Source organism: Streptomyces sp. NBC_00683, assembly GCF_036226745.1.
Classification (GTDB): domain Bacteria; phylum Actinomycetota; class Actinomycetes; order Streptomycetales; family Streptomycetaceae; genus Streptomyces.
Map to the genome: position 1 here is coordinate 4,300,007 of NZ_CP109013.1, position 15,555 is coordinate 4,315,561.

The 15,555-nt window shown below is 68.5% G+C and carries 17 protein-coding genes; 7 read left to right on the forward strand and 10 right to left on the reverse strand.

Annotated elements, in window-relative coordinates:
- The first annotated feature begins 10 nt into the window (after positions 1 to 10).
- The gene (locus tag OG257_RS19275; protein ID WP_329209044.1) at positions 11 to 463 is read left to right on the forward strand and encodes a GNAT family N-acetyltransferase; all 453 of its coding nucleotides are present in this window, start codon (positions 11 to 13) and stop codon (positions 461 to 463) included.
- A 28-nt stretch (positions 464 to 491) separates the two neighbouring features.
- Positions 492 to 1,655, forward strand: coding sequence for a winged helix DNA-binding domain-containing protein (locus tag OG257_RS19280; protein ID WP_329209046.1), 1,164 nt, complete (start codon positions 492 to 494; stop codon positions 1,653 to 1,655).
- Between the two features lie 51 nt (positions 1,656 to 1,706).
- Here the strand turns inward: OG257_RS19280 and OG257_RS19285 are convergent, their stop codons facing one another.
- Both OG257_RS19285 and OG257_RS19290 read right to left on the reverse strand, forming a co-directional pair.
- Positions 1,707 to 3,086, reverse strand: coding sequence for a serine hydrolase domain-containing protein (locus OG257_RS19285; protein ID WP_329209048.1), 1,380 nt, complete (start codon positions 3,084 to 3,086; stop codon positions 1,707 to 1,709).
- A 99-nt stretch (positions 3,087 to 3,185) separates the two neighbouring features.
- Positions 3,186 to 3,770 (reverse strand): dihydrofolate reductase family protein, encoded by a 585-nt coding sequence (locus tag OG257_RS19290; protein WP_329215190.1) that lies wholly within the window; start codon positions 3,768 to 3,770, stop codon positions 3,186 to 3,188.
- Between the two features lie 148 nt (positions 3,771 to 3,918).
- Between OG257_RS19290 and OG257_RS19295 the strand changes: the two genes are divergently transcribed.
- Positions 3,919 to 4,500 carry a TetR/AcrR family transcriptional regulator gene (locus tag OG257_RS19295; protein WP_329209050.1) on the forward strand — a complete coding sequence of 194 codons (582 nt, stop codon included), beginning with the start codon at positions 3,919 to 3,921 and terminating at the stop codon, positions 4,498 to 4,500.
- A 53-nt stretch (positions 4,501 to 4,553) separates the two neighbouring features.
- Here the strand turns inward: OG257_RS19295 and OG257_RS19300 are convergent, their stop codons facing one another.
- Together OG257_RS19300 and OG257_RS19305 are read right to left on the reverse strand one after the other, a co-directional pair.
- Positions 4,554 to 5,684 carry an NADAR family protein gene (locus tag OG257_RS19300; protein WP_329209052.1) on the reverse strand — a complete coding sequence of 377 codons (1,131 nt, stop codon included), beginning with the start codon at positions 5,682 to 5,684 and terminating at the stop codon, positions 4,554 to 4,556.
- A 66-nt stretch (positions 5,685 to 5,750) separates the two neighbouring features.
- Positions 5,751 to 6,407, reverse strand: a complete 657-nt coding sequence (locus OG257_RS19305; protein WP_329209054.1) for a maleylpyruvate isomerase N-terminal domain-containing protein — start codon at positions 6,405 to 6,407, stop codon at positions 5,751 to 5,753.
- Between the two features lie 393 nt (positions 6,408 to 6,800).
- On the opposite strand from OG257_RS19305, the gene OG257_RS19310 reads away from it, so the two are divergent.
- Positions 6,801 to 7,208: a YciI family protein gene (locus OG257_RS19310; RefSeq protein ID WP_329209056.1), complete on the forward strand. Its 408-nt coding sequence runs from the start codon at positions 6,801 to 6,803 to the stop codon at positions 7,206 to 7,208.
- Positions 7,205 to 8,350 carry an RNA polymerase sigma factor gene (locus OG257_RS19315; RefSeq protein ID WP_329209058.1) on the forward strand — a complete coding sequence of 382 codons (1,146 nt, stop codon included), beginning with the start codon at positions 7,205 to 7,207 and terminating at the stop codon, positions 8,348 to 8,350. The genes OG257_RS19310 and OG257_RS19315 overlap by 4 nt, the downstream gene beginning before the upstream one ends.
- A gap of 26 nt (positions 8,351 to 8,376) precedes the next feature.
- Here the strand turns inward: OG257_RS19315 and OG257_RS19320 are convergent, their stop codons facing one another.
- Positions 8,377 to 9,297: an AraC family transcriptional regulator gene (locus OG257_RS19320; RefSeq protein WP_329209060.1), complete on the reverse strand. Its 921-nt coding sequence runs from the start codon at positions 9,295 to 9,297 to the stop codon at positions 8,377 to 8,379.
- A 75-nt stretch (positions 9,298 to 9,372) separates the two neighbouring features.
- On the opposite strand from OG257_RS19320, the gene OG257_RS19325 reads away from it, so the two are divergent.
- Positions 9,373 to 10,233, forward strand: a complete 861-nt coding sequence (locus tag OG257_RS19325; RefSeq protein ID WP_329209062.1) for an alpha/beta fold hydrolase — start codon at positions 9,373 to 9,375, stop codon at positions 10,231 to 10,233.
- Positions 10,234 to 10,279: 46 nt separating this feature from the next.
- Here OG257_RS19325 and dnaB read toward each other — a convergent pair whose 3' ends face one another.
- Positions 10,280 to 11,755, reverse strand: coding sequence for a replicative DNA helicase (dnaB, locus tag OG257_RS19330; protein WP_329209064.1), 1,476 nt, complete (start codon positions 11,753 to 11,755; stop codon positions 10,280 to 10,282).
- A gap of 458 nt (positions 11,756 to 12,213) precedes the next feature.
- Here dnaB and OG257_RS19335 point away from each other — a divergent pair, with 458 nt between their 5' ends.
- Entirely contained in the window at positions 12,214 to 13,551 is a 1,338-nt protein-coding gene (locus OG257_RS19335; RefSeq protein ID WP_329209066.1) for an MATE family efflux transporter, read from the forward strand.
- A gap of 174 nt (positions 13,552 to 13,725) precedes the next feature.
- Here the strand turns inward: OG257_RS19335 and rplI are convergent, their stop codons facing one another.
- From rplI to rpsF, 4 genes are all read right to left on the reverse strand, one after another.
- Positions 13,726 to 14,172: a 50S ribosomal protein L9 gene (rplI, locus tag OG257_RS19340; RefSeq protein WP_329209068.1), complete on the reverse strand. Its 447-nt coding sequence runs from the start codon at positions 14,170 to 14,172 to the stop codon at positions 13,726 to 13,728.
- A gap of 18 nt (positions 14,173 to 14,190) precedes the next feature.
- Positions 14,191 to 14,427: a 30S ribosomal protein S18 gene (gene rpsR / locus OG257_RS19345; protein ID WP_003967857.1), complete on the reverse strand. Its 237-nt coding sequence runs from the start codon at positions 14,425 to 14,427 to the stop codon at positions 14,191 to 14,193.
- Between the two features lie 43 nt (positions 14,428 to 14,470).
- Positions 14,471 to 15,100 (reverse strand): single-stranded DNA-binding protein, encoded by a 630-nt coding sequence (locus OG257_RS19350; RefSeq protein ID WP_329209070.1) that lies wholly within the window; start codon positions 15,098 to 15,100, stop codon positions 14,471 to 14,473.
- Between the two features lie 74 nt (positions 15,101 to 15,174).
- A complete protein-coding gene (gene rpsF / locus OG257_RS19355; RefSeq protein ID WP_006604399.1) occupies positions 15,175 to 15,465 on the reverse strand; it encodes a 30S ribosomal protein S6 in 291 nt (96 codons plus the stop codon).
- Positions 15,466 to 15,555: the final 90 nt, after the last annotated feature.

Sequence of the window (15,555 nt, forward strand, 5' to 3'; positions counted from 1 at the left end):
TCTGCCGATCATGAGCGATATCGCAATACGTCCCGCTGTCCTCACCGACATCCCGGCCATCGTGGCGATGCTCGCCGACGACCCGTTCGGTGCGCAGCGCGAGTCACCGGACGACCTCGCCCCGTACGACGCCGCATTCCGGCGGCTGGCCGACGACCGCAATCAGCATCTCGTCGTCGCCGTGCGCGAGGAGCGCGTCGTGGGAACGCTGCAACTCACCGTGGTCCCCGGGCTGACTCGGCGCGGTTCGACCCGCTCGATCATCGAAGGCGTCCGCATCCACGCCGCGGAGCGGGGCAGCGGCCTCGGTACCCAGCTGATCCAGTGGGCGGTCGACGAATCCCGGCGCCAGAAGTGCCAGTTGGTGCAGCTGACATCCGATGCCTCCCGTTCCGACGCCCATCGCTTCTACGAGCGGCTCGGCTTCACCGCGAGCCACGTGGGCTTCAAGCTCGCACTCTGAGCAGGAACGTCTCCACCCAGGGGGAGTCATGCACCGCATCGATGACAACCAGCGTCGGATCAGGCTCGGCAGACGGCATCTGCTCGCCCCGTCCGTGCGGGCCGACTCCGTCGTGGCCGCTGCCGACGCAGTCGTAGCCCTGCACGCCACCGACGCCGCGACGGTCTTCCTCTCCGCGTGCGCCCGGCTGTCCGACGCGAGCGTAGGGGCAGTGGAGCGCGCACTCTACGAGGACGTCTCCCTGGTTCGACTGCTCTCCATGCGGAACACCTTGTTCACCATGTCGACGGATGTCGCGCCTGCCATCGACGCGTCCAATGCGCGGGCCGTGGCAGCCAAGGAGCGCCGCACCCTGCTCAAGCACCTGCGGGAGGACGGCCACGGGCTGGACGAAGCCTGGCTCTCCGCCGCCGAGCAGGACACACTGGTCGCTCTGGCAGAGCGCGGCCAGGCCTCGGGGAGCGAGCTCTCCGCCGCTGTGCCGGCCCTGCGTACCAAGATCACCGTCTTCCCGGGCACGAAGCAGGAGGCGGTGCAGGGAGTCGCCTCCCGAGTCATCCGCGTCCTCGCCGCCGACGGACGCATCCGTCGGGGCCGCCCCCGTGGTTCCTGGACCTCCAGCCAGTTCCGTTGGACGCCCGCTGATCCCTGGCCCACGTCTGCGATCGCGGAGGCACAGGCGGAGGTGGCCCGGCGCTGGCTCCGCGCGTACGGTCCCGCGACCGAAGCCGACCTGAAGTGGTGGACGGGCTGGGGCGTCCGTGAGACACGCAAGGCGCTGGCCGCCGCCGACGCGGAGGAAGTGCTCCTCGACAACGGAGCCTCCGGCTGGGTCGCGTCGGGCGATGTGGCTCCGGAACAGCCCCTGGAACCCTGGGCGGCACTGCTGCCCAGCCTTGACCCGAGCGCCATGGGCTGGTCCGACCGCAGCTTCCACCTGTCGGTCAGCCACCGTGCGGCACTCTTCGACCGGGCGGGCAACATCGGCCCCACCGTGTGGTGGAACGGCGAAATCGTGGGCGGCTGGGCTCAGCGAGCGGACGGAGAGCCGGTGTGGCGGCTGCTGTCCGACGTGGGCCGGGACGCCTCGGGCCTCATCGAGGCAGAGGCATCCCGGCTGTCGGCCTGGGTGGGCGAGGCTCGGATCACGCCGCGCTTCCGTACCCCGCTGGAGCGCGAACTGACGGCCTGAGCCGTCTGTCGCCCCCATTCGGTGTTTCACGTGAAACACCGTTTACGGAGCTCAGATGGCAAGTCCTCGCCAGCCGCCCTCGGCCACTCCACCCGGAATCGACGCCCCCGTGTCGTAGGGCTCCCGTGTGAAGACGAACGATCCGAGGTCGAGATGATCCACGGTGCCGTCATCGGCGCGCACGACCCGAAGCGTCTCCCCCGCGTAGTAACCGTTGAGGCCGGTCCACGTGCCGTCGGGGCACACGCGGAAACGGGCACTGCGACCGGCACCGCGCAACGGCTGAAGCTCCAGGCCGCGCTCCGCAGCCAGTTTCAGGACGTAGGCATGGGTGCCCCAGTACCAGGGGCCGGCCAGCGCCAGGAGCTCCTCGTCGACGTCGGGCAGCGGACGCCAAGGCTCCGGGATCCTCGGCTCCGCTTCGGCGACGATCTGCACCAGGTCTGCGGCAACCGCGCCGGTGAGCGGGCCGGAGGTGGCATTGGTGAGCACCACGGCGGCCACATCGTCCTCGACGCTGAACCACAGGGCGGCGAGGAAGCCCGGAAGCGAACCCGTATGACCGAGGAGCGTTCGGTCTTCCCGTCGTACCGCCTGCAGGCCAAGACCGTACGCGCCGGCCCAGTCGCCGGCTTCGGCCGGAGCGGAGGGCGTGCGCATCTCCTCGACCGACGAAGCACGGAGGACGCGGTCATCCCCCCGCGCCAGGAACGAGGCGAACCGGAGGAGATCCGTGGTGGTCGACCAGAGCTGACCGGCCGGCGCCATCAGGCCGAGGTCCTCGGTCGGCTCGGGCAGCATGACATCCGCCCACGGATGGACCGCCCAGCCTCCTGCATGCGGGGCCTGCGGCTCCGGAGTCGTACGGTCCATCCCCAGCGGTTCCAGGATCTCGCGGTGCAGTACCTCGGCCCAGGAAGCACCGCGCAGCGCCTCCACGAGAGAACCGAGCAGCGTGTAGCCGGGGTTGGAATAGTGGTGACTGCGCCCGGCCGGATGCATCTGCGGCTGCTCGCCCAGAACGTCGTCGAGCCCTGGCCTGACAGTCCCCGGCGTCCGCTCCCACCAAGGTGCAGGCGTTTCCGCGGCCAGGCCTGCGCTGTGGCCCAGCAGTTGAAAGACGGTCGCCGCGCCCGCTCCCGTGCCCGGGAGGTGCTTCTCCAGCGGGTCGTCCAGATCGAGCAGGCCTTCGTCACGCAGGCGCAGCACCAGCACAGCGGTGAACGTCTTTGTGATGGAGCCGATTCTGAACTGTGTATCGGCATCGGGGGCATGCCCGTCGACGCAACTGCGCGAACCGCTCCAGGCGATCTGGCCGTCCCGCAGAACCGCGGCGACGACTGAGGGGGCACGCCCTTCGGACTGCGCGGTGGCAATGCGGTGGAGCAGAGCACGCCTGGTGCTGGGGAGCAAGGCTTCGGAAGAGGTCATGGCACAAGGACTACCGGCACGGCGGCCGCCGGGCGAATCCTTATTGCCGTACGACCGCCGGGGCCCCGGCGCACGCGGCACCGGGGCGCACCGGCCGCGTCAGCGCTTTCGGCTGTACGTCCTCACCAGCGCCCCGTTGTCGAAGGTGCGCACGCCCTCCAGAGTGAAGTCGGCGGTCGCGAAGTCCGAACCGAACATCGGCATCCCGGACCCGTACACCTGCGGATAGGTCTTGATGACGAGTTCGTCGATCTCGTCGATCAGCTCGCCTGCAAGGCTGGATCCCCCGCAGAGCCAGATGCCCAGTTCGCTGTCCTCCGCCTTGAGTTCCCTGATCCGCCCGACCAGGTCGTCGGCCACGATCTCCACATTCGGATCGGGGGACTCCCGCAGAGTCCTGGAGGCAACCAACTCCCTGATATGGGAGTACGGGCTGGTGATCCCGGCGTCCACCGCCAACTGGTAGCTGCCCCGCCCCTGGATCACGGTGTCGAAGTGCTGGTTCTTGGCGTCCTTGAACCCCAGCGCCTCCCGCCCCTGCGCCGAGATCGTCTCCGGATACTCGGACGTGAGGAATCCGAGGAACTCCTCACTCACGAAGGCCATCATCGATGTCGCGTCGCCGTTCGGATCGCCGATGAATCCGTCGATCGAGCACGCTACGAAATAGGTGAGCTTTCGCATCTGATCCCCGTTCTGCACAAGCCTGTTGGTCATGGAAGAGAAGCGGCTGCGGCGCCGACTGCCCCACGGCGCAACCACTTCGACTAGAGTGCTTCACATGTAGTGGTAGCGCAAGCCTCTTTCCGGGGCGGGTGGAGGGAGACGACTCATGGCCAGGAATCCGGAGCGCAGAACGGCGCTCGTCGACGCTGCCATCGACGTGCTGGCCCACGAAGGAGCCCGCGGACTCACCTTCCGTGCGGTGGATGCCCGGGCGGGTGTCCCCGTCGGCACAGCGTCCAACTACTTCGCGAACCGGGACGATCTGTTCATGCAGGCGGGCTCCCGCATCAACAGCCGCATGACACCGGACGCGGCCAGGGTCGAGCACGCGATGCGTCCCGAGCCCTCACGCGAGCTGGTCACGTCACTCATGCGCTGGCTGGTCCAGCGCATGACCGATGACCGCACCGGCTATCTGGCCATGCTGGAGCTTCGCCTCGAAGCCACCCGCCGCCCGGCGCTGAGGGCCCGCCTGACCGAGACCGTACGCGCCGAGTTCGACCAGAACCGCAGCCTCTACCAGGACGCGGAACTGCCGGGCGACGCCGACACCTTCCTCGCGCTCCACCTGGCCATGACAGGTCTTCTCCTGGAGCACCTCACCCTGCCCGACATGCTCTCGGACACGACACACGACCGCCTGGTGGACCTCGTCGTCACCAGTGTCGTTCCCGCTCAACGCGCCTGAACAGCTCCGCCTCGAGGATCCGCAGCCGCTGTGCACGTTCGTTCCGAGCTCCGTCAGCCCGGCAGCACCTGTCGGGCAACGAGCCCGGAGCGGGTCAGTTCGAGCAGGCGGCCCACCCAGTTGCGCCCCCGGCCGTCGGATGCGTCCCGCCAGAAAGGGGAGTCCCAGTGGCCTGTGTAGCTGATCACGCTGTCCCCCGTGGAGAGAAGGATCTCGGCGAGGTCGGGATGCTGGGTGAATTTCGCCTCCAACAAGCCGCCCATGACGGCGAGTCGCATCCTGGGCCAGTCCGCTCTGCGCTCTGCCCGGCCTCCCCTGTCGCGCGCCTCCCGCCCGCTCGGCGCATCGCGGATCTGATCGTGGTCGGCGGCGTCCGCCGCTGACAGGGCCCAGTAGCCGTGGAGTACGGAAGGGTAGGTCTCCCCTGCGAAGACCACCGGTGCCGGGAACTCGTTACGCAGCACGAACAGTCCGAGTACGTCCGGCCAGCCTCGCGGATAGATGGTTTCCAGCGAAGTGAAAGCAGCCTGGCCGGCCGTGGGGGGATCGTCGGCATGATCGACGGCGCGGCTCTCCTCCTCCCGCGCGACCCCCTCGTCACCCCGGTTGAAGTAGTCGAGGACGTCAGCGTGCATCTCCGCTGTCACCACGGGCCCGCCCCCGTCGACAGCGGCACCCACTTCGGTCAACAGAATCCGCAGAGGACGGTCCTGACGGTCCATGTCACCGAGGACGTAGATACGGACGTGGGGTGGAACCGCCAGGTACGCCTCTCGGATCAGGACGCGGTTGGACTCGTTCGGGTCCTGCTGGAAACGTCGGATCGCATCCCAGCAACGCTGTCCGGACGTAGGCCGTCCGCTGAGTTCTTCGATCTTGTCCGCTACTTCGAGGAGGAATCCCTCCGGGGTCACCGGCTCGCCTCGTCTGGAGAGCCACATCGACTGCTCTTCAGGAGGCTTCGACGCCCCCGGCTCCGTGACCGCGATCCGGCCCGATGCCAGCAGCTTCTCCAGGCCGTGCAGGTCGGTCCGCTCCTCGCACCTGACTGCCCCGTCCGCGAAGACGATCAGATCGTCGAGGTAGTGCCGGTCGTTCCAGGGGTCCCGCCGCCAGACGTGGCACCATTCCCCGTCGATCCTCTGCCCGTCCACTGTCCGATACGTCGGCCCCCGCCATGTCATGCGTGCACGCTACCGCCCGAGACCCGACCACGGCCATGCGAACGGGCACCCGCGCAGGACCGGCGATCACCCGAGGACGAGCGGGAGTTCCGCGGTCAGCCCGCCCAGTTCGGCCCTCTCCCCGCCGGTCGGGGCACGCCGTCCGGTACCGACCAGCAGCGCGTCCGTGTCGGAGAACGACGCAGGAAAATCCGCCCCGGCGATCCTCTCCAGCATCGCGCGGGACCGGGCGAGCCCTTCCGCAGGCGGTTCCGCCACGTACGGGAGGTGCGCAATCAGGTCGAGGTGGTGCAGCGTCCACTCCAGGACGTACGCGGAGAGGTAGTCGCCCGCGGTGAGGACCTCGTCGCGGGTGCCCACCCTGAGTTCCGGGTCGGCGAGTTCGGCGGCGCGGCCGGCGGCGGAGCCGACGTCGTCGAAGTGGAACTTGAGCAGCCGAGGCTCCTCGTACGCGGCAGCCAGCCGAACGGTGAGCGCGTCCAGCGGATCATCGCCGGTCGGAGGGGTTCCGGTGACGTCCCAGTACGTCACCGCGTCGCGCGTCGGCTTCTTCTCGGTGGGGGTCACAAGGGTGATCAGGACGTCCTGAGCGTCGATGACCAGATGGCACACCAGATCCCGCACGAGCCAGCCGGCACAGCCGGAGGGCTGTACGAAGTCCTCGTCCGGAAGTTCGGCTACCACCGTGCGCAACGCCGCCCATGAGCGTGAGAAGAGTTCCACGTCGGAACGGTAGTGCGGCGCTGCGACGGCGGACAAGCACATGCGGACGGGCCTGCGGCGGCAGCAGGGCTACTCGAACGGGCGGTCGGGGGCGACGCGCTTCTTCCCGGAACGAGTCGTGAGTCGCCACCGTCGAGCGCACAGGCCCGATGAGACGCTGGGCGGAGCGCCCCGAGGACGCCCGCATCGGTTGGATCAGCCGCGTCTGGATCGCCCATGACGGGTGGATCGCCCACGCCTCGACCCCCACTGCGGCCGGGGCGTCCGCGTCCTTGACGTCCGTATCCGAAATCCGCGAGGAAATTTCGCTGGGGGATGTCGAGAACCCGTGCACGGCTCCGTCCCTGGATCGAACACGGCCACAATGGGCCGTACGTCACCGAGGAGAACACGATGGCCAAGTACCTTCTGCTCAAGCACTACCGGGGCGCACCGGCAGCGGTCAACGACGTGCCGATGGACCAGTGGGAGCCGGAAGAGGTTACGGCCCACATCCAGTACATGCGCGACTTCGCCGCTCGGCTCGAGGGCACCGGCGAGTACGTCGACGGCCAGGCGCTCTCCCCGGAGGGCACGTTCGTCCGCTCCGACGGCGAGGGACGCCCTCCCATCACCGACGGCCCGTTCGCGGAGACCAAGGACCTGATCGCCGGCTGGATGGTGATCGACGTCGAGACCTACGAGCGGGCGATCGAGCTGGCCGGCGAGCTGTCCGCGGCTCCGGGTGCGGGTGGGAAGCCGATCCACGAGTGGCTCGAGTTGCGCCCGTTCTACGCCGAGCTGCCCACGACCACCGAGTGAACGACTCGCTGCTCCGGGAGCTGGTGCCCTCGGTGATCGGTGTCCTCGTCCGCCGCGGAGCCGACTTCGCGGCGGCTGAGGACGCCGTGCAGGACGCCCTGGTCGAGGCCGTGCGCGTGTGGCCGGACAACCCGCCGCGGGACCCCAAGGGCTGGCTGGTCACCGTGGCATGGCGCAAGTTCCTCGACGCCGCCCGCGCCGACACCTCCCGCCGGCACCGCGAGGTACGCGTCGAGCGCGAGCCCGTGCCCGGCCCGAGCGAGTCGGTGGACGACCCGCTCCAGCTGTACTTCCTGTGCGCGCACCCGTCCCTGACCCCGGCCTCGGCCGTCGCTCTCACGCTTCGGGCGGTCGGCGGTCTGACCACGCGCCAGATCGCGCAGGCCTACCTCGTGCCGGAAGCGACCATGGCCCAGCGGATCAGCAGGGCCAAACGGACCGTCTCCGGCGTCCGGTTCGACCAGCCCGGTGACGTCGCCACGGTGCTGCGCGTCCTCTACCTGGTCTTCAACGAGGGCTACTCCGGCGACGTCGACCTCGCCGCCGAAGCGATCCGGCTCACTCGCCAACTGGCGGCCGGGACCAGCCATGAGGAGGTCGCGGGCCTGCTCGCGCTCATGCTGCTCCACCACGCCCGGCGCCCGGCACGGACCGGCCCCGACGGCCGGCTCGTGCCCCTTGCCGAACAGGACCGCAGCCTGTGGAACACCCGCCTGATCGCCGAGGGCGTCGACGTGCTCCAGGCGGCCCTCGCCCGCGACCGCCTGGGCGAGTTCCAGGCACAGGCCGCCATCGCCGCGCTGCACGCCGACGCCCGGACGGCCGAGGAGACCGACTGGGTGCAGATCGTCGAGTGGTACGACGAACTGGTACGCCTCACCGACAGCCCGGTGGCCCGCCTCAACCGGGCCGTCGCGGTCGGTGAGGCCGACGGCCCGCGTGCCGGCCTGGCAGCCCTGGCGGGGCTGGACCCCGCCCTGCCCCGCCACACCGCCGTCGTGGCGTACCTGCACGAGCGGGACGGTGACCTGGTGACCGCGGCACGGCTCTACGCCGAGGCTGCCCGCTCGGCGCCCAGCCTCCCCGAGCGCGACCACCTCACGCGACAGGCCGCACGGCTCAACTCCCAGCTGCGCGGTTGAGCGAGGCCTTGAAGGTGCAGGATCTCTCAGCGGTCCCCTGAGCCGACGTCGGCACGTGGCGACCGGGACGAGATCTGTGGAACGCGGGTCCTGGGCGGGTGCTCCACGGTCGGCCATGCGCGGTCGTCCACCGTCAGGAACGGCTCGCCCAGCACGGTCGTCGGAGTCGTACCGGTGAACTCCATGACGTCCCGATGGAGATGGGACTGGTCGTAGTAGCCGCCGTCCGCCGCGACTTGGGCTGCGCCTTCACCGGCGATCAGGCGGTGCACGGCATGGTCGAAGCGGACCAGCTTCGCGGCACTCTTCGGTGGGAGGCCGATGTGCGAGTGGAACCGGGACCACAGACGCTTGCGGCTCCATCCGAGTTCGTCCGCCAGATGGTCGATCCGGACGAGGCCCCTGCCGCCGACGATCCGGTTCCAGGCCCAGGCCACCGCCGGGTCCACCGGCGACCGCGCCTCGAACCGGCGGGCGAGCAGTGCGTCCATGAACGCGAAGCGGCCCTCCCACGAGGGAATCTCGCTCAGTTGCTCGCGAATCCGTGACGCGTCCCTGCCCCACACCTCGTCGAGGGACACCGGGGAACCGGCCAGATCGGCCGGAGAGACACCCAGAACCGCGCCTGCGACCACCGGGGACAGACGCACCTGCACGCACTCGGCATGTTCGCCCCACGCCCGGACCCCGCCCCCGGATCCGAACCCGGGACCGGCGACGAGACTGCCCCGATGCCGCCGCCCGGCGCCGTCCTCCACTGTGGACGGGATCGCCCCGAACTCCAGGATCAGCATGACCGCCGGGTGCGGAACCACCCGCAGGCCACCGACAAGTGGGCCGGGGACGCGGAACCCGGCCATGTCGACACCGGCAACCCTGCTGGGCCGCTGCGGGCGTGCGACGTCCCACACAGCGGGATCTTCACGTTCACCCGTGGTGGACCCCATCCCCGAATGCTACGCGGGCCAAGGAGGGAACATTTGTCCAAGCCGCCGGTGTGTACCGACGGCGACAGTGGACTCATGACTCCCGACAGGCACCCTCATCCGAACGGCGACGCCGTTGCCCCCGAGGATTCGATCCTCTGCCTGGACCACGGCGACCTCTACGTCCGCCAGGACGGCCCTCGCGACGCCCCCGTTCTCCTCCTCATCCATGGATCCGCAGCCTCGAGCCGGTCGTGGGACGCCCTCGTTCCACTGCTGGCCACGCTCCATCGCGTCATCCGGATCGACCTGCCGGGGCACGGCCGCTCGGCCGAACCGGTCGACGGCGACTACGCGACCCCGGAGCAGGGACGCAGGATCAGCACGGCACTGGACCGGCTCGGCGTCGAACACGCCGTAGTCGTCGGCCACTCCAGCGGCGGCTACGCAGCCACCGCCCTCGCCGAGCAACGACCCGACCTGGTGACCGCGCTCGCGCTCATCAGCACCGGCCCCGGCATGGATGCCTTCATCGCACCCGGTCCCGCCGCGTTCCACCCCGCGCAGTGGCCGCCGACCGACGAACAGATCCGCCAGTTCGCAAGCCCCGGATTCCGCGCGGGCTTCCAGGTCCCGCAAGAGCTCGTCGACGAACTGCGCGGCATGTCCTTCGGGGCGGTCACCGCAGCCATGCAGGCGTGCACCGCCTATCTGAACGAGCTGGCGCTCCCGGATCGGCTGAAGGCCCTCGGTAAACCGCTGCAGGTGATCTTCGGCGACGAAGACCGCAGATGGCGCCCCTCGTCCGCGGCCGACTACCGCGTCGTTCCGGGCGCGAGAGTCGAGTTCCTGCCCGGTGCCGGACACACACCCATTCTGGAGGATCCGCCGCGGACCGCGGCGCTCCTCCTGTCCTTCACCGAGACCCACACCGTTCGAGCGCCCGAGGCCACTTGACGATCAAGCCAGGGACGAACGCAGACCCCGCCCGCAGAAGGGCGACTCAGGTCTGCGCCATGTCCACGAAACGCGAGTAGTGACCCTGGAAGGCCACAGTGATCGTCGCCGTCGGGCCGTTACGGTGCTTGGCCACGATCAGGTCCGCCTCGCCCGCACGGGGCGACTCCTTCTCGTACGCGTCCTCACGGTGCAGCAGGATCACCATGTCGGCGTCCTGCTCGATGGAACCGGACTCACGCAGGTCGGAGACCATCGGCTTCTTGTCCGTACGCTGCTCGGGGCCACGGTTCAGCTGGGAGAGCGCGATGACGGGAAGCTCCAGCTCCTTTGCGAGGAGCTTGAGGTTTCGGGACATGTCCGAGACCTCCTGCTGACGGCTCTCTGCACGTTTGGCACCACCGGACTGCATCAGCTGCAGGTAGTCGATGACGACGAGCTTGAGACCGTTCCGCTGCTTCAGACGACGGCATTTCGCCCGGATCTCCATCATCGAGAGGTTCGGCGAATCGTCGATGTAGAGGGGAGCCGCGGAAACGTCCGGCATCCGCCGGGCCAGCCTCGTCCAGTCCTCGTCGGTCATCGTGCCGGAGCGCATGTGGTGGAGCGCCACCCGCGCCTCGGCGGACAGCAGGCGCATCGCGATCTCGTTGCGCCCCATTTCCAGGGAGAAGATCACGCTCGGGAGATTGCTCTTGATCGAGCATGCGCGGGCGAAGTCCAGGGCGAGCGTGGACTTTCCCATGGCGGGTCGCGCCGCGATGACGATCATCTGACCGGGGTGCAGGCCGTTCGTCAGCGAGTCCAGATCGGTGAATCCGGTCGGTACACCGGTCATCTCGCCGCTGCGTGACCCGATCGCCTCGATCTCGTCGAGCGCACCCTCCATGATGTCGCCGAGCGGCAGGTAGTCCTCACTGGTGCGCTGCTCGGTGACGGCGTAGATCTCGGCCTGGGCGGAGTTGACGATCTCGTCGACGTCTCCGTCGGCGGCGTACCCCATCTGCGTGATCTTCGTGCCCGCTTCGACGAGACGCCGGAGCACGGCCCGCTCGTGGACGATCTCCGCGTAGTACGAGGCGTTGGCGGCCGTCGGTACGGACTGGACCAGCGTGTGCAGATACGGGGCTCCGCCGACCTTGGTGATCTCGCCGCGCTTGACCAGCTCGGCCGCCACGGTGATCGGGTCGGCCGGCTCGCCCTTGGCATAGAGGTCGAGGATCGCCGTGTAGACGGTCTCGTGGGCCGGACGGTAGAAGTCGTGGCCCTTGATGATCTCCACGACATCGGCGATGGCGTCCTTGGACAGCAGCATGCCGCCGAGCACGGACTGCTCCGCGTCGAGGTCCTGCGGAGGGACTCGCTCGAACCCGGACGAGCCACCGTCCCAGCCGCTCTCGCGCCCCCGGTCGTGCTGCTCGTCCCGTCCCTTGCCCTCACCGCGTCGCTGACGGGAAACGGGCAGACGGTCGCTGGGACCGACGTCGGCCCAGGGATCGTCCAAAGGCTCGGGAATGCTCACCGGGCCACCTCCTCCCGTCCGCTTCGCGGACCTAGCCATGCCACTCTTTCTTACGGCACGGCACCGACAAACAAGACGCCCGACTCCGGATCCGGCGCGTCAAGTTCTGCGGACTTCCAAGCCGGAACGGAGTGCGGGCGCCGCCCCACGGTAGGCCGGTCCGCACCGTCAGCCAATCTGGTTATCCACAGGGCATGTGGACGACGGACCAGATGCTGTGGAGAACTCCACAGAACCTGTGCACGGACCGGGGGACAGCACTGTGGACAAACTCATACCGTCATCACCAAGGCGGCCCTGACCTGCACTTTCTCCATCCACCGGCTGTGGGGGAGAAAAACTTTTCTCCTCAGCGCAAGATCACTGCAAACCACGCGCGAGCGAACCCGGGACTCGGTAAAAAGTAAGGACTGCTATCGCATTGCATCTCTTACCTGTGGAAGATTAGATTAGCCCTCATGACCCAGGCCCCCACGACCCGACGATCCAGTCGCCGCCGGCACGACCGCGAGATCATCGCACTCGCCGTTCCGGCCTTCGGCGCGCTCGTTGCCGAGCCGCTCTTCGTCATCGTCGACAGCGCCATCGTCGGTCACCTCGGCACCTCCCAGCTGGCCGGCCTGGGGGTCGCAGCGGCCCTGCTGACGACCGCCGTGAGCGTCTTCGTCTTCCTCGCCTACGCCACCACCGCTGCCGTCGCCCGCCGGGTCGGTGCGGGAGATCTGTCCTCCGCGATCCGCCAAGGCATGGACGGCATCTGGCTCGCCCTGCTGCTCGGCGCCGTCGTCGTCGCCGTTACGCTCCCGTCGGCCCCGTGGCTGGTCGAGGCGTTCGGCGCATCGGAGACCGCCGCTCCCTACGCCACCACGTATCTGCGGATCTCCAGCCTCGGCATTCCGGCCATGCTCGTCGTGCTCGCCGCGACCGGCGTCCTGCGTGGCCTGCAGGACACCCGTACGCCGCTCTACGTCGCCATCGGCGGGTTCGCCGCCAACGGTGTGCTCAACGTGGTCCTGGTCTACGGAGCCGGCCTCGGGATCGCCGGCTCCGCGTGGGGAACCGTGATCGCCCAGGTCGGAATGGCCCTCGTCTACCTGATCGTCGTGGTGCGCGGGGCCCGTCGGCACGGCGCGTCTCTTCGCCCTGACGCCGCAGGGATCAGGGCGAGCGCACAGGCAGGTGTCCCCCTGCTGGTCCGCACGCTCTCTCTGCGCTCGGTCCTGATGATCGCCACTGCTGTCGCCGCCCGGATGGGCGACACGGACATCGCCGCACACCAGATCATTCTCTCGCTCTGGAGCCTCACAGCCTTCGCCCTCGATGCCATTGCCATCGCGGGTCAGGCCATCATCGGCCGCTACCTGGGGGCGAACGACGCCAAGGGCGCACGCGAAGCCTGCCGCCGGATGGTCCAGTGGGGCATCGCGTCCGGGGTGGTCCTGGGGGTACTGATCGTGCTGGCACGCCCCCTGTTCATCCCGCTCTTCACCGGTGACGAATCCGTGCAGGACACCCTGCTGCCCGCCCTACTGGTCCTGGCGGTCTCCCAGCCGATCGCCGGCGTGGTTTTCGTCCTGGACGGAGTACTGATGGGGGCCGGCGACGGCCGCTACCTGGCCTGGGCCATGCTCCTGACCCTGGCCGTCTTCGCTCCGGTCGCACTCCTCATCCCCAGCCTCGGAGGAGGCCTCACGGCTCTCTGGTGGGCGATGACGCTGATGATGACAGTCCGGCTTGCGACACTCTGGATCCGGACCCGCTCGGGCCGGTGGATCGTCACCGGCGCCAGCCGCTGATCGGGGCCGGGTCGACGGCTGAGCAGCAGCAGGGATGGCGGAGCAGCGGCGGAGGAGCAGAGGCGGCGGAGCAGACGGCGGCCTTTGCTGCCCTCGATTGCTGTTTCACGTGAAACGACGAAGGGCCGCACCCTCAGGGTGCGGCCCTTCACCTAGCTCAGCTGAGCTGTGCCCTTAGGCAGCAACGACCTCGATACCGAGCTTCGCGGCAACCTCGGGGTGCAGACGGACGGACACCTGGTATCCGCCGAGCGTCTTGATCGGCGAGCCGAGCTCGACGCGACGCTTGTCGACGTCCGGGCCACCGGCAGACTTGATCGCCGTGGCGATGTCGGCCGGGGTGACGGAGCCGAAGAGACGGCCGGCGTCGCCGGAGCGAACAGCCAGACGGACCTTCACGGCCTCGAGCTTGGCCTTGATCTCGTTGGCCTGCTCGATCGTCGAGATCTCGTGGATCTTGCGGGCGCGGCGGATCTGCGCCACGTCCTTCTCGCCGCCCTTGGTCCAGCGGATGGCAAAGCCCCGCGGAACCAGGTAGTTACGGGCGTACCCGTCCTTGACGTCCACGACGTCGCCGGCAGCACCGAGGCCAGTGACCTCGTGGGTGAGGATGATCTTCATGATTCGGTCACCCTTCCCTTATCGCGCGGTGGACGTGTAGGGCAGCAGCGCCATCTCACGGCTGTTCTTGACTGCCGTGGCGACGTCACGCTGGTGCTGAGTGCAGTTGCCGGTGACGCGGCGGGCACGGATCTTGCCGCGGTCGGAAATGAACTTCCGCAGCATGTTCGTGTCCTTGTAGTCCACGTACTGGGTCTTGTCCTTGCAGAATGCGCAGACCTTCTTCTTAGGCTTGCGCACAGGCGGCTTCGCCATTGTGTTTCTCCTGTGTGATCAAGAAGTGGGGGTACGAGCAGCCCTAGAAGGGAGGCTCGTCCGAGTAGCCGCCGCCGGAACCACCGGAGCTGCCGGAACCACCGGAGCTTCCGCCCCAGCCGCCTCCGCCGCCCTGCTGGCCCCCGGCCGACTGGCCGCCGGCCGGCGCGCTGGTGGCCCACGGGTCGTCGGCGGGTGCACCGCCGCCGCCCTGCTGGCCGCCGCCACCGGAACCGCCGCCCCAGTTGCCGCCGCCCTGCTGGCCACCGCCGCCGTATCCACCCTGGCCGCCGGCCTGACCACCGCGACCAGTGGTCTTGGTGACCTTGGCCGTGGCGTTCTTGAGACTGGGGCCGACTTCCTCGACATCCAGCTCGTAGACCGTGCGCTTGACGCCCTCACGGTCCTCGTAGGACCGCTGCTTCAACCGGCCCTGCACGACAACGCGCATGCCTCGCTGGAGCGACTCCGCGACGTTCTCCGCCGCCTGACGCCAGACCGAGCAGGTGAGGAACAGGCCTTCGCCGTCCTTCCACTCATTGGTCTGCCGGTCGAAGATGCGGGGAGTGGACGCGACACGGAACTTCGCGACCGCCGCACCGGACGGGGTGAAGCGCAGCTCGGGGTCGTCGACGAGATTGCCGACGACCGTGATGACGGTCTCGCCTGCCATGGGTGAACCTCTCGGCGGGGATTGCTTCTGGCTGCTTGCTGCTACTCGAACCCGATGACCACTGAGCTAGAAGCTCAGTGGGTCTCGGGACGGAGGACCTTGGTCCGGAGGACCGACTCGTTCAGGTTCATCTGTCGGTCGAGCTCCTTGACGACTGCAGGCTCGGCCTGCAGGTCGATGACCGAGTAGATGCCCTCAGGCTTCTTCTTGATCTCGTAAGAGAGACGACGACGGCCCCAGGTGTCGACCTTCTCAACCTTTCCGTTGCCCTCACGGACAACGGAAAGGAAGTTCTCGATCAACGGGGAGACTGCTCGCTCCTCGAGATCGGGGTCGAGGATGACCATCACCTCGTAGTGACGCATGTGGAACCCACCTCCTTTGGACTCAGCGGCCACGGTCGTTCCGTGGCAGGAGGGTCGTGATGCGTAAGCAACAGTGTCTCCGAGTAAAAC